This window comes from Brucella sp. RRSP16 (assembly GCF_052246815.1).
Classification (GTDB): Bacteria; Pseudomonadota; Alphaproteobacteria; order Rhizobiales; family Rhizobiaceae; genus Brucella; species Brucella intermedia.
In genome coordinates this window covers 191,661-210,401 of sequence record NZ_JBQQAM010000001.1, presented here as the reverse complement: position 1 = coordinate 210,401, position 18,741 = coordinate 191,661, and the positions used below count along the sequence as shown (strand labels likewise).

Here is an 18,741-nt window from a genome sequence, read left to right as displayed (position 1 = left end):
AAAACTGAGCGTCACGCTTGCAAATCGGGAAAAGGGCCGCGCCGGTCGAAAAGCATTTATCTGGAAAATTATTTCACGACAAGGCGAATATTCCCCGGTTTCGACAAAAAGAAAATGGAATTCGGCCGGATAAAGAAAAAGGCGGCCGAAACCGCCTTTTCCGCAATATCGAAACGATCTTAAACGTCACCGCTGAACGTATCGCATGATTCCAGCTTTCCGCTGTCGAAACCGCGCTGGAACCATTTGGCACGCTGGGCCGAGGTGCCGTGGTTGAAGCTTTCAGGCACGACATAACCCTGACTGCGGCGTTGCAGCGTATCGTCGCCGATCTGGTGGGCCGCATTGAGCGCACTTTCCAGGTCGCCCGACTCCAGAATGCCCTTCTGCTCCGTGTAGTAGCCCCACACACCGGCGAAGCAATCGGCCTGAAGCTCGACGCGAACCGACATCTGGTTTGCCTGTGCTTCGCTCATCTGCTGGCGCATCTGGTTGAACTTCGGCAGGATGCCGAGCAGGTTCTGCACATGGTGCCCGACCTCATGCGCCAGAACATAGGCACGCGCAAAATCGCCGGAAGCCCCGAAGCGGTTGGCCAATTCGTTATAGAAGCTCAGATCGATGTAGAGCTTGCGGTCGCCGGGGCAGTAAAACGGCCCTGAAGCCGCAGATGCAAAACCGCAGGCCGAACGAACCTGTCCCGAAAACAGCACCATCGTCGGCTTGGTATAGGTCTGGCCGCGCGATTGGAAAATGCCGCTCCACACGTCTTCCGTCTCGGCAAGGATGGTGCGGGCAAACTGCGTCGTCTCGTCATTGGCAACATTGCCGCCTTCGGCAACCGTCCGTCCCGACTGGTCGGCCTGCTGCGTCACGCTCGGCCCCATGCTGCCGTCACCGAACAGGATTGGCAGCGGATCGATGCCCACTGCGCGCAGCACGAAGAACATCACCACCAGAATGAGGATGCCTGAAATCCCGCCGCCACGGACGATTCGAAATCCCGGACCGCCGAGGCCCCCGCCGCGACCGAAGCCGCCGCCTGCACCACCGCCCTGCTCTCCGCGCAGATCTTCAACATTGTCGCTTTGCCTACGGCCTTGCCAGCGCATTGACCAACTCCCGTGCACCGTGCCGCCCTTAACGAAGCGGCACCAAACTATACCTGTAATTGTCGCATAAAGAGTTGGCACGGCAACATAAAAAGTAAATGGCAGCGTCAATCACAAACGAAGACTCTTTCGCAATAGTTTGCTCACAAGAAAACCCGTTCGGCTTCGATAGGCGAAACCCGCCGCAAGGAGAGCCAGCAGAAGGCAGGCCAAAAGAAATGGCGACCTCCATCCATAAGGAAACGCAACCTCGTTCATGATGCGTCCGGGCATGAACGCAAAGAACCCTGCTCCGGGAATTCCGCCGAGATAGACGCTTCTCATGATCCTGCGATGTGCCTCTATCTGTCCTGTCCGGGCAGCAATGACGGCGCGTGCGCACCCCGACAGCACCAGTATCGAAAGAAGATGTATCGGGCTGAAGCCGCCTATGAGATTGATCTGGTGAATGAAAAAGCTGGAGATCGCTGTTGCGACCATCAGCGTCACCCAAAGGCGCCCCAGCGCCTTGTGCAGTCTCGTACCCTTGCGGCGCATGAAGATGACAAGGCCGATGATGGCGGCGGGCACGACAGTCGCGACATGGATCTGAATGGCAAGCGGTGCATGAAGAAGCGGTTCGAAGTTCATCGCAGCGTTCCTGTTGAATTTCCTGTCGCTTTCAACAAGACTGCGCTCACCTCAATCGAAACGGCGTCAAATGCAGGAAAACTACGTGACCGGAGGCTTGTTGCAATTCGCGCTTCGCGAATTGTCGACCATCATTCGTGCGCCGCGCCTGTGGGGCACCTTCTTCGTCGTCGTGCTGATCTTCACCGTTACCGGCCCCTTCGGGACGGACCAGTCCATGCCGGTTGCGGTTCGCTTCTTTTACTGGCTCTCGGTGCAGTTTATCGGTTGGTCAACCGCAATCGCCTTTTCTGTTCTGGCAGATGCTTTTCTTGAACCATTTTTCAAGCATGCCTTTGCCCGCATGATGGCCGGCGCTGTCGTGGCAGCCCTCCCGATCGGACTCTGGATCGGGTTTATCGACTGGGGCTTTTCGGGCAGAACGCCCACGGCGAGTGCGGTTCTCGCCAACGCCTCGGTCGCCTTGCCCCTCAGCGCCCTTTTCTGCATTCTCGCCTACATGACGCTGCGCCGTGAGCTGGAATCCGTCCCGAGAAATATTGCCGACACGCCGCCGCCATTGCTCGCCCGGCTGAAACCCGGCAATCGCGGCGCGATTCTGCGTCTTTCCGCGGAAGATCACTACACAAGGATCGTCACCAGCCGGGGAGAAGAACTTCTCCTTCTCCGCTTTTCCGATGCCGTGAATGAGGTCGGCAATACGAGCGGGCTTCAGATTCATCGCTCGCACTGGGTTGCCGACCGGCACGTTGCAGAATTGCGCAAGGCCAATGGCGGTCTCAGCCTGCTGACGAAGGACGGCACGCTGCTGCCGGTCAGCCGCGCGAGCGGGAAATCAGCGCGCGAACGCTTTGGTTCAGTTATAACATCCACGGAGAAAGCAGAATTTTCGTGAATGCCCCCACTTTCTTTGAAATAAAACGATTTGTGGGGTTCCGCTTATCGAAATGATTGCCTATAAGGCCCGCTTAGCCCACAGAATTCATAAGCTGCCAACCCGCCGGAAAACCGTGCGGGCTTTTCTGGCAGGCTAAGAAGCATGTCTCTCGAAAGTGGGAACCGGTTTCGGGACAAGATCATGCGCGCGAAGAAGATAGGATGAGCTCATGCCGAAACGTACAGATATCAAATCGATCCTGATTATCGGCGCGGGCCCCATTGTCATCGGCCAGGCTTGCGAGTTCGACTATTCCGGCACGCAGGCCTGCAAGGCGTTGAAAGAGGAAGGCTACCGCATCATCCTCGTCAACTCCAACCCCGCCACGATCATGACCGATCCCGATCTGGCCGATGCGACCTATATCGAGCCGATCACGCCGGAAGTCGTGGCCAAGATCATCGCCAAGGAACGCCCGGACGCGATCCTGCCCACCATGGGCGGCCAGACCGCGCTCAACACCGCATTGTCGCTGCGCCGCATGGGTGTTCTTGAACGTTATAACGTTGAGATGATCGGCGCCAATGCGGAAGCCATCGACAAGGCGGAAGATCGCGCGCTCTTCCGCGAGGCGATGCAGAAGATCGGCCTCGACACGCCGGGCTCGATGCTCGCCAACGCGACCGAAATCAAGGACGAGGACCGCAAGCGCCACGAAGCCAAGCGCGCCGAAGTGAAGGCGCAGTTCTCCGGCGACGATCTCGACAAGGCGCTCGACAAGCTGGAAACCGAATGGCAGCTCGGCGAAGTGGAACGCAAGCAGCGCTATATGAGCCATGCGCTTGCAAAGGCAGCGCAGGCACTCGACGTGGTCGGCCTTCCCGCCATCATCCGCCCGAGCTTCACGCTCGGCGGCACCGGCGGCGGCATTGCCTATAACCGCCAGGAATTCTTTGAAATCATCGAACGCGGCCTGGATGCCTCGCCGACGACCGAAGTTCTGATCGAAGAGTCGGTTCTGGGCTGGAAAGAATATGAAATGGAAGTCGTCCGCGACAAGGCGGATAACTGCATCATCATCTGCTCGATTGAAAACCTCGATCCGATGGGCGTCCACACGGGCGACTCGATCACGGTTGCGCCTGCGCTGACCTTGACCGACAAGGAATACCAGATCATGCGCAACGCCTCGATTGCGGTGCTGCGCGAGATCGGCGTCGAAACCGGCGGCTCCAACGTCCAGTTCGCGATCAATCCGGCCAATGGCCGCATGATCGTCATCGAAATGAACCCGCGCGTGTCGCGTTCTTCGGCGCTGGCTTCCAAGGCAACCGGCTTCCCGATCGCCAAGGTCGCAGCCAAGCTTGCCGTCGGCTACACGCTCGATGAACTCGACAACGACATTACCGGCGGTGCAACGCCAGCCTCCTTCGAGCCGTCGATCGACTATGTCGTTACCAAGATCCCGCGTTTCGCCTTCGAGAAATTCCCCGGTTCCTCGCCGATCCTGACCACCGCCATGAAGTCGGTCGGTGAAGTGATGGCCATTGGCCGTACCTTCCAGGAAAGCTTGCAGAAGGCACTGCGCGGCCTCGAAACCGGCCTGACGGGTCTCGATGAAATCGCCATTCCCAATATCGAGGAAGGCGACGAAAAGAACGCCATCCGCGCCGCTATCGGCACGCCGACGCCGGATCGTCTGCGCATGGTGGCGCAGGCAATGCGCCTTGGCCTCACCACCGAACAGGTGCATGACGCATCGAAGATCGATCCATGGTTCCTCGAACAGATCGAAGCCATCGTAAAGACCGAAGAGCGCATTCGCGAGCATGGCCTGCCGCAGGACGCTGAAAACCTGCGCATGCTGAAGGCCATGGGCTTCTCCGATGCGCGCCTTGCAAGCCTGACCGGCAAGGACGCCGAAGACGTGGCCAAGCTGCGCGCCGATCTCGACGTGCATCCGGTCTACAAGCGCATCGACACCTGCGCCGCCGAATTCGCCTCGCCGACCGCCTATATGTACTCGACCTACGAAACGCCTTTCGTCGGCCAGCCGCGCTGCGAAGCCGAAGTGTCGGATCGCAAGAAGGTCGTCATTCTCGGCGGCGGTCCGAACCGTATCGGTCAGGGCATCGAGTTCGATTATTGCTGCTGCCATGCAGCCTTCGCGCTCGGCGATGCCGATTACGAAGCCATCATGGTCAACTGCAACCCGGAAACGGTTTCGACCGACTACGACACCTCGGACCGTCTCTATTTCGAACCGCTGACCGCGGAAGACGTGCTGGAAATCCTGCGCGTCGAGCAGGAAAAGGGCACGCTCCACGGCGTCATCGTTCAGTTTGGCGGTCAGACCCCGCTGAAACTCGCCAATGCGCTTGAAAAGGCAGGCATTCCGATCCTCGGCACCTCGCCGGACGCCATCGACCTTGCCGAAGACCGCGACCGCTTCCAGAAGCTGCTGATCAAGCTCGATCTCAATCAGCCGAAGAACGGCATCGCCTATTCGGTCGAACAGGCCCGCCTCGTCGCCGCCGATCTCGGCTTCCCGCTTGTCGTGCGCCCGTCCTATGTTCTGGGTGGCCGCGCCATGCAGATCATCCATGATGAGCGTTCGTTGCAGAACTATCTGCTCGATACTGTGCCGGAACTGGTGCCCGAAGACATCAAGGCCAAGTACCCGAACGACAAGACCGGCCAGATCAACACGTTGCTCGGCAAGAACCCGCTCCTGTTCGACACCTATCTGACCGAAGCCATCGAAGTAGACGTCGATTGCCTCTGCGACGGCAAGGACAGCTTTGTCGCCGGCATCATGGAGCATATCGAGGAAGCCGGCATCCACTCGGGCGACAGCGCCTGCTCGCTGCCGGTGCACACGCTTTCGGCTGAAATCGTCGCCGAACTGGAACGCCAGACGGCAGCGCTTGCCAAGGCGCTTCATGTGGGCGGGCTGATGAATGTGCAGTTCGCCATCAAGGACGGCGAAATCTTCATTCTCGAAGTCAATCCGCGTGCATCGCGCACGGTTCCCTTCGTCGCCAAGACGGTCGGCACGCCGATTGCCAAGGTCGCAGCCCGCATCATGGCTGGTGAAAGCCTCGAGGCAGCACTCGGCGCCTATGGCGGCAAGCCGAAGACGCCTTCCCGTCCGCATATCGCGGTCAAGGAAGCCGTGTTCCCGTTTGCTCGCTTCCCCGGCGTCGACACGCTGCTCGGACCTGAAATGCGCTCGACCGGCGAAGTCATGGGTCTCGACTACGACTATGCTCTGGCCTTCGCAAAGGCACAGCTTGGTGCCGGCGTGGAACTGCCGCGTGAAGGCACGGTCTTCGTATCGGTCCGCGATGAGGACAAGGAACGCGTGCTCGGCCCCGTTCGCCTGCTGGCAAGCATCGGCTTCAAGGTCATGGCGACCGGCGGAACGCAAAAGTTCCTCGAAGCAAACGGCGTCGAATCGACCAAGATCAACAAGGTCATCGAAGGCCGTCCGCATGTGGAAGACGCGATCCGCAATCGCCAGATTCATCTGGTCTTCAACACGACGGACAGCGCAAGTGCCGTTTCCGACTCCAAGTCGATCCGCCGCGCAACGCTGATGCAGAAGCTGCCTTACTATACGACGATGGCCGGAGCGGAAGCCGCTGCCGAAGCCATCGCAGCCCTCAAGGCAGGCTCGCTGGAAGTTCGTCCGCTTCAGGATTACTTCCGCTGACCGCATAGAGCATTTCCAGCAAAAGTGCGAAGCGGTTTTGCGTGAGGCAAATGCGACAAAACAAATAGTTAGAGCAGTTTCAACGACTCCGTTTTAACCGGAACCGTTCTAACTCATGAAAGTTGAAAAGCCGCCGGGCGACCGGCGGCTTTTCATGCCGTTTTCACGGCCCGCACCTCGAGAGGCTTTCCCGAAGGGTCGTCTTCCAGACTGATCTGCTGGGTAAAAAGCCCGTCATGCAGATGCGGCTTGCCAAGATGAATGACGGCTGCATCTTTCAGCTCGGTATTCAGCATGTCGCGAATCCGGTCGTAGGCTTCGGCATCGAGGCCATCGAGCGCGCCATCGATGACAATCCACTGCGGTTTCTGCAGGATCAGGCGGGCGAAAGCTATACACTGGCGCTCATCGTCCGTCAGGACGCGATCCCAGCGTGCAGCGTGGTCAAGACTGGTGGCCAGACGCTCAAGCCCGGCCCGCCGCAGAACGTTCTCCAGATCCTGTTCGGAAAACTTCTTGATATCGAGCGGATAGACGATGACGCCTTTGAGATTGCCCGGCGGGAAGTAGGGCGCGCGCGGCATGAAGGCCACGCCGTCGCCAGCCGGCATGCCGATCCTCCCCTCGCCCCATGGCCAAAGCCCGCCCAATGCGCGGAAGAGGAGCGTTCTCTGTGTCTCGGTCCCGCCAGTCACCAGCACCCGCTCGCCGGGCTTGACCGAAAAGGCCTTGCGGGAAAGCTTCAGGCACTGGTCGGGCGCGGCGATGGAAACATTGTCCAGCGTCAGCCTGTCATCGTCATTCGTTGCAAGGTCGATCTGCCGGTCCAGATGGCCAAGCGCATCCATGTGCAGCACCGCCTGACGAAAACTCGCGACGCGAAGCAGCGTCGCCCGCCAGTCGGCAATCGCACCGAAATTGTCGACGAACCAGCGCAGCGCATTATGCACCTGCGTGAATGCGCCGACCGCCATCATCAGCCCGCCGAACGTGAGCCCGCCACCGAAATAGACCGGTGCTGCAACGAGGATCGGCGCCACGATCGTCAGCCAGCCATAACCTGCCGTCACCCAAGTCAGCCGCGTGGTTGCATAGACGATCTTGCGGATCGCGCCCAGAACCGCATCGATGTCCAGATCGAGGCGGCGTCTCTCATCCCCCTCGCCGCGGGACAGGGTGATGGCGTCCAGATGTTCATTGACCCGCATCAGCGATGCACGGAAATCCGCCTCGCGCGCATAGCGGTTGGCGTTGATGTTCACCAGGCTGCGTCCCACGATCCACGTGAGCCAGGAGGCGGAAGCCGCATAAAGGATGACGGCCCAGACCATGTAGCCGGGGATGGAGAAACTGTAGCCCGCGACATGAAACACGAAACCGCTCGACAGCGACCACAGAACGCCGACGAAACTCACCAGAATGACGGTCGACTGGAGCAGGTTAATCCCCAGATCGCACGACATTTCCGCAAAGTGCCGCGCATCTTCATGCAGGCGCTGATCCGGGTTGATGCCGATCTCGCCCGCATTGGCGAGGCGGAAGGCCCTGCCCGGCGCCAGCCATTGCCCTACCAGATCGCGCGCCAGCCCCTCGCGCATCTTGAGCTTGAACATCTGGTTGAGCCAGGTCTGCGATACGTTGAGAAGCAGAAGAGCGCCTGCAATCCCGAAGAACACCATCAATTGATGGAAGAAAGCCTGTAAATCCCGACGGGCAAGGGCATCGTAGAACGGTTCGTTCCAGCGATTGATGGCCACCTGTCCGATGGCGATCAGCACGACAAGAGCGAAAATCCCGGCCCCGAGCGCAATCAGCGTGTTGCGCACCGGCGAGACCAGAAAAGCCCCGACCATCATCGAAATCTGTGAAAAAAGATCGGTCCCATCGCGCGACGGCGTGCCGCCGATCAGCTTGGCGGAACTTTTGCGCAGGCGTTCCGTGACGCTGCGTCTGGGCTTCTTGCGGCGGCGCTCCTTCCCGGGTGCGCTCTGCTTCGTCTTGTCCTTGTCTGGTTCAGACGTCATTTCCTGCCTCGCTACCCGTGGCCCGCTCGAATTTGCAGATACTCATTAGAGCATTTCCAGCAAAAGTGGGAACCGGTTTTGCGTTGGGAAATGCGTCACCACAAATACATAGAGCGGTTCTGGCGATTCCGGCTTCACGCGGAAGTCAAAGATTGGAGATCGGCAAATTTTTTTGCGCAGGAGAGCGGATACATCTCACAACAATATGCGGGTTTTACCGGCAGGCTTTCGCTGCAATGATGGCCGGACCCCGACCCCTGCCGGAAAGCAATCCATGGCTGTCACGATCAAGCCCATCGACAAAGTGCTCATTTATGCGACCTGGAACGACCGCCTTCTGGTATTTGAAGAACCGGATTTTCCCGAAACGCCGCTACAGGTGCCGGGCGGCACGGTCGACGCGGGAGAAGATATTCTCGCCGCCGCCTATCGCGAATTCGCCGAAGAAACGGGGCTTCTCCACAGCGATGGCATGATCCGCCTCGAAACCGTCGATTACGACTATCCGGAAAGGGGCTCCAGGGGGTTGCACCGCCGCCATTGCTTCCACCTGAAATTGAACACCCCGATGCCTGAAACCTGGGATCACTACGAAATGTCGCCGTGTGACGGCGGCGCCCCGATCCTGTTTCGGCTGTTCTGGCTCGACCGCAGGAGCGCGCAAAACCGGCTGGGCCTCGGAATGGCTGAAAGCATCAGTAAAATCAGTTTCTAGCTCGCATTCTATCTATCTTGTATTGGTCAAATTTGTCGCATATAGTTAGCGCATCGATTTTTCGGTCGAGTGACTTTGCGACCCGTGCGGCCCGCCGTGCTTCCTGACGATCTCCTGTCCATAAATTCGATTCACGGGCACGTGTGCGAAGCATACGGACTTAAAAATTACTATGTTACAAAGGACATTCCCATGGCTACGGGAACAGTTAAGTGGTTCAACACGACCAAGGGCTTCGGCTTCATCCAGCCTGACCAGGGCGGCACGGACGTATTCGTTCACATCTCCGCCGTTCAGCGCGCTGGCCTTGCCACGCTCGACGAAGGTCAGAAGGTTTCTTACGAAATCGTTCAGGACCGCCGTTCCGGCCGTTCGTCTGCAGACAACCTCGTCGCAGCCTGATCGTCAGAATATAACGAAAAAGGCGGGTCCTCGGGCCCGCCTTTTTTGTTTGTCCGCCGTTCCGTTCAGCCCCGCCCCATCGCGCTTGCGCCAAGAATGAGCGCTGCGACCAGCGCGGCAATGGTGCGGACGTGATTCCACAAGGTCCAGTCGCGCACATAAGCGAGCCAGGCGTCGGCGGACGCAGCGGCATTGACGTCCATCACGGCAAGCTGGTTGTTCAGCGGCACGTTGAGAACCATCGTGACGCCGATAGTGCCGACGAGATAGACGGCAGCGCCGGTCATCGCCCACGTCGACAGGCCCCCGAAGCCCATCAATCCCAGTACGATAATCGCGAGGCACAGCAATGCGGTGCCGAAAAAGGCGGCGAAGAACGTGCCGTTGAGCACGGTGATGTTGATTGACTGCATCGCCATCATGCCCGCGCTCGCCGGAATGCGCGCCAGCGCGGCCATCACAAAACTTGAGAACGCATAGAAAATGCCGCCTGTAATGGCGCTGCCCCATGCCGCCAGCAGAACCAGCAACTGAAAACCCGTCGTCATGACTGTCCTCCCTCTGTCTTCGGCGGCAGCTTTATCCGCACGATACCTGTTCACCTTCCAGCCCTCAGAATATGAGTAACCCTCATATTTGCAATATGTGAGTAATCCTCATATTCTGTCAAGAGCGAAATATGTGAGTCGGTCATGAAGCAGAATTCCGCCGGGCAAGCAGAGGCCACCAGCGCCCCTGTCCTCCGCCGCACGCCCAGCCAGAGCCGCGCGCAGGAAAAGATCCGTCGCATCGCAGAATGCGCCACGGCGCTGATCGCCGCCAAAGGCAGCGACAGTCTGAGGATGAGTGAGATCGCTCAGCAGGCCGGTATTTCCATTGGCGCGCTCTATCAGTATTTCCCCGACAAGAGCGCCCTGATCCGCTACCTGTTTGAAAGCTCCAATGCGCAATCGCGCCAGTGTATCGCCGAAGGGCTCGCGACCGCCAATTCGGCAGAAGAGCTGATCGTCGCCTTCAATGGATTGATCGATGAATATCTGGGCCTGATGCGGCTGGAACCGGCAATGCGCGACATCTGGTCGGCCACGCAGACAGACAAGTCCCTGTCAAAGCTGGAAATTGCTGAGAGCAGGCAGAACGGCCAGCTGCTGGCCGATACGATCCGCCGGATCGCCCCCGGCAAGCTGCCGCCTCAACTGGACGAAACCGCGTTCCTGCTGATGCATTTCGGCGAATCCACCATGCGCATCGCCGTCGAGGTTTCGGAAAGCGAATGCGATGCGCTGATAGCGGCTTACAAGTTGATGGCCACGCGCAGCCTGCGCGACCTGATGGCAGGATAGGATCTTAAGGCAGCCACTCGAGCGGCACATGGCCCTTGTCGCTGGCGACACGCTCCAACCATGCGCGCACGGCGGGATATCGCTGCATGTCGAAACCGCCCCGATGCGCTTCGTGCGTATAGGCATAGAGCGCGATATCGGCCACCGTATAAGTGTGACCGGCGATGAACGGCGTTTTCTCCAACTGGGTTTCCATCACGGTCAGCGCCTTTTCGCCGCCAGCCAGCGTGGAAGCGAGACGCTCCGGCGTCGCATCACGTGACCGCTGCGGATAGACCATCAAGGCACGGCGCACCGCGATATAAGGCTCATGGCTGTATTGCTCGAAGAACAGCCATTGATAGACCAGAGCGCGCTCATAGGGGTCTTGCGGCAACAGGGGCGTCCCCTCCGCCAGATGCAGGAGAATGGCGTTCGATTCCGCGAGGAAACGACCGTCTTCCAGTTCCAGCAGCGGAACCTTGCCGTTCGGGTTCCTGGCCAGATATTCCGGCGTCCGCGTCGATCCATCAAGCGAGGAAACCGCGACGTGCCGAAAGGGCTTGCCGATCTTCGCCAGAAGCAGGCGAGGCTTGTAGCAATTGCCGGAATCGGCGTGTTCATAAAGCGTCAGCATGGTCGTCTCCTGTTTTGCCGCAATATTCCTGCCCGCCAGCTTCCTGTCCAATCAGTTTCTTTGCGCTAATATGTCAGCATTGCTGATGGATCTGTTCGTTTCGGCAACACATTTGCGCGAAATCCGGCAATTGCGGACGAATTCTCAATCCATCTGTTGCGCTTCCCGCGCCGATGGGACATAGAAAATCCGCAAAACCGGACCGCGCCCGGTGCCGGTTAACAGAGCCTGCCATTTATGGAGATCTATCATGGCATTTCTCGCCGACGCCCTTTCCCGTGTTAAGCCTTCTGCGACCATCGCGGTCAGCCAGAAAGCACGTGAACTGAAAGCCAAGGGCAAGGACGTGATTGGTCTCGGTGCGGGCGAGCCCGACTTCGACACGCCGGAAAATATCAAGCAGGCGGCTATCGACGCCATCAATCGCGGCGAAACAAAGTACACGCCTGTAGCCGGTATCCCCGAGCTGCGTCAGGCCATCGTTGCCAAGTTCAAGCGCGAAAACGGCCTCGACTACAAGCCGGAACAGACGATCGTCGGCACCGGTGGCAAGCAGATCCTGTTCAACGCCTTCATGGCGACGCTGAACCCCGGCGATGAAGTCATCATCCCTGCCCCCTACTGGGTCAGCTATCCTGAAATGGTGGCGATCAACGGCGGCAACCCGGTTTTCATCAACACGAAGATCGAAGACAATTTCAAGCTGACCGCAGCCGATCTGGAAAAGGCGATCACGCCGAAGACCAAGTGGCTCATCTTCAACTCGCCGTCGAACCCGACCGGCGCGGCTTATACGGAAGCAGAACTGAAGTCCCTGACCGAGGTTCTGGTTCGTCATCCGCATGTCTGGATTCTGACCGACGACATGTATGAGCATCTGGTCTATGGCGATTTCGTCTTCACCACGCCTGCTCAGGTCGAGCCTTCGCTCTACGACCGCACGCTCACCATGAACGGCGTGTCGAAGGCCTATGCCATGACCGGCTGGCGCATCGGCTACGCAGCCGGACCGCTGCAGCTCATCAAGGCCATGGACATGGTTCAGGGCCAGCAGACCTCCGGCGCCTGCTCTATCGCACAGTGGGCCGCAGTCGAGGCCCTCAACGGCACCCAGGACTTCATCCCGGAAAACAAGAAGATCTTCCAGGCCCGCCGCGATCTGGTCGTCTCGATGCTCAACCAGGCCAAGGGCATCAAGTGCCCTACACCTGAAGGTGCGTTCTACGTCTATCCGTCCTGCGCTGACCTGATCGGCAAGAAGACGGAAGCTGGCAAGGTCATCGAGACCGACGAAGATTTCGTCACCGAATTGCTGGAAGCCGAAGGCGTCGCCGTCGTGCACGGTTCGGCATTCGGCCTCGGACCGAACTTCCGCATTTCCTATGCGACGTCGGATGCGCTGCTTGAAGAAGCCTGCACCCGCATCCAGCGCTTCTGCGCCAGCCTGCGCTAGAGCATTTCCAGCAAAAGTGCGTAGCGGTTTTGCGTAGGATAATGCGACAGAACAAACAGTCAGAGCAAAGCATACCAAGGGGCCGAAAGGCCCCTTTTTCATATCCGCAATTTGAGACATGCCGTGGCGGCGCGCCCGGCTTCCCGGACCTGTCGAAAGCGACAGTTGAGCGCGAAAAACATCTGGCTATCGTTGCAATGCGTCACCCGGCCCGGCGAAAAGCCAAAAAAAAAGCCAGACAAATGTCTGGCTTTGAGTTTTGAAGGTGCCTTCGAGGCAAACCTCCAGAGGGGAACACTCAGCCCGCGCAAATGGGAGGAGGAAACGCAGCGCTGAGATGACCTTTATATGCCTGTTGCCCATTGTTTTTGCAATGAGACTTTAGCGCAATGCAGCTATGCGTTTTACGCATGTCTTGACCAGGCAAGAAAATCCTTTGAAATCATCTGGTTAATCCGAACAGAATTACTTCGTAATATTATAATGGGCAAATCAACCGCCTAAAGCATGGGCATCGGCGACATGGCAATGCCCGCAAATTTGGCAAATCACCCTTTTTGAGTCGCCCGAAGCAGATGTCACGCAACTGTCACTGCAATGCAGCGGGCCTGTCACATAACGAGCCTAAAAGCCCCGGCAAGACGCCGCGCATGACGCGCCTGGCGCATGTGCGGCGCGTGAAAAAGCGCTGCCCCCACAGACAGACCCCAGAAGGAGCGTACCCGTGCGGATCGTTCAGATTACAGACACTCACCTCAGCCCCATCAAGCCGCACTTCAACCGCAACTGGGAACCGCTCGTTGCCTGGATCGACCAGCAGAAGCCCGATCTCATCATCCACACCGGCGACCTGACGGTCGATGGTGCTGACGTGGAGGCCGACCTTCTGTTCTGCCGCGCCTGCCTCAACGAACTTCCCGCGCGTGTCCTCACCCTTCCGGGCAATCACGACATCGGTCATCTTCCCGAAAGCCACCAGCCCGTCAATGCGCAGCGCCTGATGCGCTGGCGCCGACATATCGGCCCGGACCGCTGGGCGGAAAATTTCGGAAACTGGCGCATTATCGGCCTCAACAGCCTCGTCATCGGTTCCGGTGAAGCCGAAGAAGCCGAACAGTTCCAGTGGCTCGAGGACGAATTGAAGAACAGCGACGGCAAGCCGGTCGCCGTCTTCGCCCACAAGCCGCTCTTTGTAGACGATCCGGATGAGGGCGACAGCGGTTATTGGGGCATCCGCCCTGCCCCGCGCCAGCGCCTCTATGATCTCTTCGCGCAGTACAATGTGCAGCTTCACGCCAGCGGCCACCTGCACCGCGCCTGGTCGGGCGACGCCTTCGGCACGAACTATGTCTGGGCGCCTGCCGCCGCCTTCATCGTCGGCCCGATGGAGCGCGACCTGCCCGGCGAGCGCATACTCGGCGCTGCAATTCACGACCTCGATGAAGTCGCCACGAGCAGCATTGTCCGCATCGACGAGCTGACCCCCTATGTCATCGACGATGTGGTGCACGAAGTCTATCCGCACCACACGGGCGACGGCGAGAAGGTCACCGAGGAGGCAAGCCAGTGAGCACGCTCGTCCTTCGCGACATCGGCAAATCCTACGGAGGCAATCGCATTGTCGATGGTATTTCCATCGAAGCGGCAGAAGGCGAATTCATCGCCCTTGTCGGCCCTTCGGGTTGCGGCAAGAGCACGCTTTTGCGCATTCTCGCCGGTCTCGACCATGCGGATGAGGGAAGCGTCGAGCTTGCGGGACGCAACATAACCGGCGCGCATCCCGCCGACCGGAACATCGCCATGGTTTTCCAGTCCTATGCGCTCTATCCCCATCTGACGGCGGCACAGAACATTGCGGTGCCGCTTGCCATGCGTGACCTGACCGCCGTGGAACGCCTGCCGATGGTAGGCAGCTTCCTGCCCGGCCAGCGGCGCAAACGCGCCGCCATCCAGAAACAGGTCAAGGCAACCGCGACCAGCCTCAGGATCGACCATCTGCTCGACCGCAAGCCGGGCCAGATGTCGGGCGGCCAGCGCCAGCGCGTCGCCCTTGCCCGGGCGCTCGTGCGCCAGCCGGGCGCATTCCTGATGGATGAGCCGCTGTCGAACCTCGACGCCAATCTGCGCGTCCACACCCGGGCCGAAATCGTCGAACTGCATCGCCGCGCCGGTGTTCCCACCATCTATGTGACCCACGATCAGGCCGAAGCGCTCAGCATGGCCGACCGCGTTGCGGTGATGATGGGCGGCAAGCTGCTGCAGATCGACACGCCGACCGCGATCTATAACGATCCCCGCCATATCGAGGTCGCGCAATTCATCGGCACGCCGCGCATCAATATTCTGGAAGCCTTGGTCAGCGATAACGGCATGGTGCATTTTGCCGGTCGCGCCATCCTGCAGGATGTCGCCGCCCATTCCGGCACCACTATCCGCATCGGCATTCGTCCCGAACATTTCCAGCTCAAGCCGCACGACAAGACGGGCATTGCCGGCACGGTCTCGCGGATCGAGTTTCTCGGCTCGGAAGTGCTCGTCTACCTCAAGGCTCCCGGCTCCCCGCAGGACCTCACCGTGAAGCTTGCGCCCGAAGAAGCCCGCGATATCGTCGTTGGCCTCCCGGTCGGCCTGCATTTCGATGCCAGCCACGCCTATCTCTTCGGGGAAGATGGCCTGCGCCTGCGCCAACCCGCCGGAAATATCGTCAAGACGGCATCGCCGGAAAAGGCTGCGGCCCATGTCTGATGTCGCGATCTCCGCTCCCGCGGCCACCAGCGCACGGACGGCGGCTGAGGAAGCCCGCCGCCGTGAAGAACGGCTTGCCTGGAAACTTGCGGCTCCGGCGATCATCTTGACGGTGCTGCTCATTCTCCTGCCGACTGCCGCCGTCATCTTCTGGAGCCTTACCAATTTCGAGCTTGGTTATGACGGTTTCGAATTCATCGGGCTGGAAAACTACGCCGAACTGTTCAGCGACCGGACATTTCTGATCTCGCTGAAGAACACTGCCATCTATACCGCCATCGTGGCACCCGCTTCCGTTTTCCTCGGCCTCGGCGTGGCGCTCCTCATCGAAGGCGAAGTTCGCGGCAAATCCTTCTTCCGCACCGTCTATTTCCTGCCGGTCGCCTCGCTGCTCGTCGCCATGGCAACCGTCTGGCAGTATCTGCTGCACCCGACGCTCGGCCCCGTCAACGCCATGCTGGGCATGATCGGCATTGCCGGTCCCAACTGGCTCGGTTCCAGCGATACGGTTCTGTTCAGCCTCGCGCTTATCGGCATCTGGCAAAGCGTCGGCTTCAACATGGTGCTGTTTCTGGCCGGTCTCACCGCCATCCCGCGAGAACTCTATTCGGCGGCCGAAGTGGACGGCGTGAAAAACGGCTGGGAGCGCTTCCGGCTGGTCACATGGCCCCTGCTCGGCCCCACCACGCTTTTCGTCACGACGATCAGCATCATCAACGCCGTGAAGGTCTTCGAGACGGTCAAGACGCTGACCGAAGGCGGCCCGAACAAGGCTTCGGAAGTCCTGCTCTGGACCATCTATCAGGAAGGTTTCGTCTATCTGCGCGTCGGCTATGCCTCCGCCATGACGGTGATCTTTCTCGCGGTCCTCGTGATCCTGATGATGCTGCAATTCCGCGTGCTGGACCGCCGCACCCATTATTGAGGATACCCGGATGACATTGGCTCGTTCTTTCCGTCTTGGACTTCTGTCGCTGGGTGCACTGCTTTTCCTCGCGCCCTATATCTTCATGCTGTCCACGGCAGCAAAATCGCAGCAGGACATATTCTCGTCCTCGCTGTCGCTGATACCGCACAACTGGGCGCTCTGGGACAATCTCGCCAAGGCGATGAGCCGCGTGCCGATGGGGCTTCTGCTGTTCAACGGCGTGGTTGTCTGCGCGCTCGTGCTGGTCATCCAGGTCGTGGTCGCCATCCCCTGCGCCTACGCCATGGCAAAGCTCAACTTCCGCGGCCAGCGCATCATGATGATGATGGTCATGCTCGGCCTGCTGGTGCCGATCCATGCCACGGCACTGCCCTTCTATGTCGGCTTCAATCAGCTCGGCGTGCTCAACAGCTACTTTGCCCTCAGCGCACCGTTCTTCATCTCGGTCTTCGGCATATTCCTGTTTCTGCAGTTCTTCCGCGCCATGCCGGACGATCTCATCAGCGCCGCTCGTCTCGACGGCATGTCGGAAGCCGGCATCGTCATGCGGGTGATCGTGCCCAATGCATGGCCTGCGATTACGGCCTTCTCGATCTTCTCCGTTGTCGCCCACTGGAACGACCTGTTCTGGCCGCTGATCGTCGTCAACGGCATGGAACGCGCCACGCCGCCGCTCGGCCTCCTTTATTTCCGCGCTGCGGAAGCGGGCGACGATTACGGGGCGCTGATGGCGGCAACCCTCATCATCACCCTGCCGCTGCTGCTGGCATTTCTCGCCGCCCAGCGCCGCTTCATCGAAGGCATCACCCTAACCGGCCTCAAGGGCTGAATTCTTCCCACAATCCTCCACAGGAGTTCAAACATGAAACGCTTTTCCGGCGCCCTCGCCGCTCTGGCCATGGCAACGGCCTTCGGCTCGCCCGCCCTTGCCGACACGACGCTGAACGTACACTACCCGATGCCGGGTTTCTTCAAGGATGTCATGGCCGACATCTCCAAGAAGTTCATGGAAGAAAATCCGGACATCAAGATCAACTTCGTCAGCCCGTCGGCAACCTACGAAGAAGGCATCCAGACGATCATGCGTCAGGCCGGAACGTCGGAAATGCCGGATATCACCTTCACCGGTCTGAACCGCCTGCGCGTGCTGGCGGAGCGCAATATCGGCGTAGACATGAAGCCGCTGGTCGAAAAAGAAACTGATATGGAAGCGCAGGGCTTCACAGATCACCTGCTGAGCCTCGCCCGCGTCGGCGACCGTCAGGTCGGTCTTGCTTTCGCAACCTCCAATCCGATCATGTATTACAATGCCGATCTTCTGAAGGCGGCAGGCGGCAATCCCGACAATCCCCCCACCACCTGGGACGAAGTGATTGAACTGGGCGGCAAGATCAAGGCGCTCGGCAACGGTAATGAGGGCATCGATTTCCGCTGGCAGGGCGACGACTGGATGTTCTCCGCGCTGCTGTTCGGCGCGGGCGGCACCATGCTGACCGAAGACGAGAAGAAGGTCGCCTTCAACGGACCGGAGGGGCTCGAAGCCTTCAAGCTCATCGACCGCATGGTGAAGGAAGGCGGCATGCCGGTTCTGACAAAGGCGGCGGGCGAGCAGGCTTTCGCGGCTGGCAAGGTCGGCTTCTCGTTCCAGACCACCGGCGCGCTGCGCAACACGATCAAGAATGTCGGCGACAAGTTCGATCTTCGCACGGCGAAGATCCCGCTCATCAACGCCGAAAAGGGTCGCCTGCCAACCGGCGGCAATGCGGTCGTCATCCTGACCGAAGATCAGGGCAAGCAGGATGCGGCGTGGAAATTCGCCAAGTTTGCCGCCGGGCCCTATGGCGCGTCCGTCGTCGTTCCCGGCACCGGCTACGTGCCGAACAACGAGCTGGCCGCGAAGTCCGACGAATATCTCGGCAAGTTCTATGAGGAAAATCCGCTCTTCAAGGCTGGTCTGAGCCAGATGTCGCTGATGATCCCGTGGTATGCATTCCCCGGTTCCAACGGCGTGAAGGTGACGCAGACCATCGTGGACAATCTTTCTCGCGTCGTCGAACAGTCCGCCCCCCCGGAAGACGCCCTTGCCGACGCCTCAAAGGAAGTCCAGCGCCTGCTGCCGCGCAAGTAATCGGCCATCACCAAAAAACAAAAGGCCGCGCTGATTGCCAGCGCGGCCTTTTT

General features: G+C 59.4%; 16 protein-coding genes. 11 read left to right on the top strand and 5 right to left on the bottom strand.

Annotation, left to right across the window (positions count from 1 at the left end; all coding sequences use genetic code 11):
* Positions 1-179: 179 nt before the first annotated feature.
* Positions 180-1,112, bottom strand: a complete 933-nt coding sequence (ypfJ, locus tag ACS5UA_RS00975) for a KPN_02809 family neutral zinc metallopeptidase (RefSeq protein WP_006471647.1) — start codon at positions 1,110-1,112, stop codon at positions 180-182.
* Positions 1,113-1,223: 111 nt separating this feature from the next.
* Positions 1,224-1,742, bottom strand: a complete 519-nt coding sequence (locus tag ACS5UA_RS00970) for a DUF2306 domain-containing protein (RefSeq protein WP_021586924.1) — start codon at positions 1,740-1,742, stop codon at positions 1,224-1,226.
* A gap of 70 nt (positions 1,743-1,812) precedes the next feature.
* Here ACS5UA_RS00970 and ACS5UA_RS00965 point away from each other — a divergent pair, with 70 nt between their 5' ends.
* Positions 1,813-2,637 (top strand): LytTR family DNA-binding domain-containing protein, encoded by an 825-nt coding sequence (locus ACS5UA_RS00965; RefSeq protein WP_021586925.1) that lies wholly within the window; start codon positions 1,813-1,815, stop codon positions 2,635-2,637.
* Positions 2,638-2,848: 211 nt separating this feature from the next.
* Positions 2,849-6,334 carry a carbamoyl-phosphate synthase large subunit gene (gene carB / locus ACS5UA_RS00960; protein WP_021586926.1) on the top strand — a complete coding sequence of 1,162 codons (3,486 nt, stop codon included), beginning with the start codon at positions 2,849-2,851 and terminating at the stop codon, positions 6,332-6,334.
* Positions 6,335-6,486: 152 nt separating this feature from the next.
* Here carB and ACS5UA_RS00955 read toward each other — a convergent pair whose 3' ends face one another.
* Positions 6,487-8,358, bottom strand: a complete 1,872-nt coding sequence (locus ACS5UA_RS00955) for an ABC transporter ATP-binding protein/permease (RefSeq protein WP_021586927.1) — start codon at positions 8,356-8,358, stop codon at positions 6,487-6,489.
* A 274-nt stretch (positions 8,359-8,632) separates the two neighbouring features.
* Between ACS5UA_RS00955 and ACS5UA_RS00950 the strand changes: the two genes are divergently transcribed.
* Both ACS5UA_RS00950 and ACS5UA_RS00945 read left to right on the top strand, forming a co-directional pair.
* Complete coding sequence (locus ACS5UA_RS00950) at positions 8,633-9,073, top strand: NUDIX hydrolase (protein WP_021586928.1); 441 nt, start codon at positions 8,633-8,635, stop codon at positions 9,071-9,073.
* 192 nt (positions 9,074-9,265) lie between these two features.
* Positions 9,266-9,475 carry a cold-shock protein gene (locus ACS5UA_RS00945; RefSeq protein WP_006471898.1) on the top strand — a complete coding sequence of 70 codons (210 nt, stop codon included), beginning with the start codon at positions 9,266-9,268 and terminating at the stop codon, positions 9,473-9,475.
* A 65-nt stretch (positions 9,476-9,540) separates the two neighbouring features.
* Here the strand turns inward: ACS5UA_RS00945 and ACS5UA_RS00940 are convergent, their stop codons facing one another.
* Positions 9,541-10,023 (bottom strand): anthrone oxygenase family protein, encoded by a 483-nt coding sequence (locus ACS5UA_RS00940; protein WP_021586929.1) that lies wholly within the window; start codon positions 10,021-10,023, stop codon positions 9,541-9,543.
* 144 nt (positions 10,024-10,167) lie between these two features.
* Between ACS5UA_RS00940 and ACS5UA_RS00935 the strand changes: the two genes are divergently transcribed.
* On the top strand, positions 10,168-10,818 hold the full coding sequence (locus ACS5UA_RS00935; RefSeq protein WP_021586930.1) for a TetR/AcrR family transcriptional regulator: 651 nt from the start codon (positions 10,168-10,170) through the stop codon (positions 10,816-10,818).
* 4 nt (positions 10,819-10,822) lie between these two features.
* Here the strand turns inward: ACS5UA_RS00935 and ACS5UA_RS00930 are convergent, their stop codons facing one another.
* Complete coding sequence (locus tag ACS5UA_RS00930; protein WP_021586931.1) at positions 10,823-11,434, bottom strand: glutathione S-transferase family protein; 612 nt, start codon at positions 11,432-11,434, stop codon at positions 10,823-10,825.
* 250 nt (positions 11,435-11,684) lie between these two features.
* On the opposite strand from ACS5UA_RS00930, the gene ACS5UA_RS00925 reads away from it, so the two are divergent.
* The 6 genes from ACS5UA_RS00925 (at position 11,685) to ACS5UA_RS00900 (ending at position 18,688) form a co-directional block, all read left to right on the top strand.
* A complete protein-coding gene (locus ACS5UA_RS00925; RefSeq protein ID WP_021586932.1) occupies positions 11,685-12,887 on the top strand; it encodes a pyridoxal phosphate-dependent aminotransferase in 1,203 nt (400 codons plus the stop codon).
* 724 nt (positions 12,888-13,611) lie between these two features.
* On the top strand, positions 13,612-14,457 hold the full coding sequence (locus ACS5UA_RS00920; RefSeq protein ID WP_006467284.1) for a metallophosphoesterase family protein: 846 nt from the start codon (positions 13,612-13,614) through the stop codon (positions 14,455-14,457).
* Positions 14,454-15,632, top strand: coding sequence for an ABC transporter ATP-binding protein (locus ACS5UA_RS00915; RefSeq protein WP_443101103.1), 1,179 nt, complete (start codon positions 14,454-14,456; stop codon positions 15,630-15,632). The genes ACS5UA_RS00920 and ACS5UA_RS00915 overlap by 4 nt, the downstream gene beginning before the upstream one ends.
* Entirely contained in the window at positions 15,625-16,557 is a 933-nt protein-coding gene (locus ACS5UA_RS00910; protein WP_021586935.1) for a carbohydrate ABC transporter permease, read from the top strand. Before ACS5UA_RS00915 ends, ACS5UA_RS00910 begins: the two co-directional genes overlap by 8 nt.
* Positions 16,558-16,567: 10 nt before the next feature.
* A complete protein-coding gene (locus tag ACS5UA_RS00905) occupies positions 16,568-17,389 on the top strand; it encodes a carbohydrate ABC transporter permease (protein ID WP_021586936.1) in 822 nt (273 codons plus the stop codon).
* Between the two features lie 33 nt (positions 17,390-17,422).
* Complete coding sequence (locus ACS5UA_RS00900; RefSeq protein WP_021586937.1) at positions 17,423-18,688, top strand: ABC transporter substrate-binding protein; 1,266 nt, start codon at positions 17,423-17,425, stop codon at positions 18,686-18,688.
* Positions 18,689-18,741 lie beyond the last annotated feature (53 nt).

Coding starts and splice junctions, on each gene's coding strand:
- ypfJ (WP_006471647.1), bottom strand. CDS start 1,112: ATGCGCTGGCAAGGCCGTAGGCAAAGCGACAATGTTGAAGATCTGCGC.
- ACS5UA_RS00970 (WP_021586924.1), bottom strand. CDS start 1,742: ATGAACTTCGAACCGCTTCTTCATGCACCGCTTGCCATTCAGATCCAT.
- ACS5UA_RS00965 (WP_021586925.1), top strand. CDS start 1,813: ATGCAGGAAAACTACGTGACCGGAGGCTTGTTGCAATTCGCGCTTCGC.
- carB (WP_021586926.1), top strand. CDS start 2,849: ATGCCGAAACGTACAGATATCAAATCGATCCTGATTATCGGCGCGGGC.
- ACS5UA_RS00955 (WP_021586927.1), bottom strand. CDS start 8,358: ATGACGTCTGAACCAGACAAGGACAAGACGAAGCAGAGCGCACCCGGG.
- ACS5UA_RS00950 (WP_021586928.1), top strand. CDS start 8,633: ATGGCTGTCACGATCAAGCCCATCGACAAAGTGCTCATTTATGCGACC.
- ACS5UA_RS00945 (WP_006471898.1), top strand. CDS start 9,266: ATGGCTACGGGAACAGTTAAGTGGTTCAACACGACCAAGGGCTTCGGC.
- ACS5UA_RS00940 (WP_021586929.1), bottom strand. CDS start 10,023: ATGACGACGGGTTTTCAGTTGCTGGTTCTGCTGGCGGCATGGGGCAGC.
- ACS5UA_RS00935 (WP_021586930.1), top strand. CDS start 10,168: ATGAAGCAGAATTCCGCCGGGCAAGCAGAGGCCACCAGCGCCCCTGTC.
- ACS5UA_RS00930 (WP_021586931.1), bottom strand. CDS start 11,434: ATGCTGACGCTTTATGAACACGCCGATTCCGGCAATTGCTACAAGCCT.
- ACS5UA_RS00925 (WP_021586932.1), top strand. CDS start 11,685: ATGGCATTTCTCGCCGACGCCCTTTCCCGTGTTAAGCCTTCTGCGACC.
- ACS5UA_RS00910 (WP_021586935.1), top strand. CDS start 15,625: ATGTCTGATGTCGCGATCTCCGCTCCCGCGGCCACCAGCGCACGGACG.
- ACS5UA_RS00905 (WP_021586936.1), top strand. CDS start 16,568: ATGACATTGGCTCGTTCTTTCCGTCTTGGACTTCTGTCGCTGGGTGCA.
- ACS5UA_RS00900 (WP_021586937.1), top strand. CDS start 17,423: ATGAAACGCTTTTCCGGCGCCCTCGCCGCTCTGGCCATGGCAACGGCC.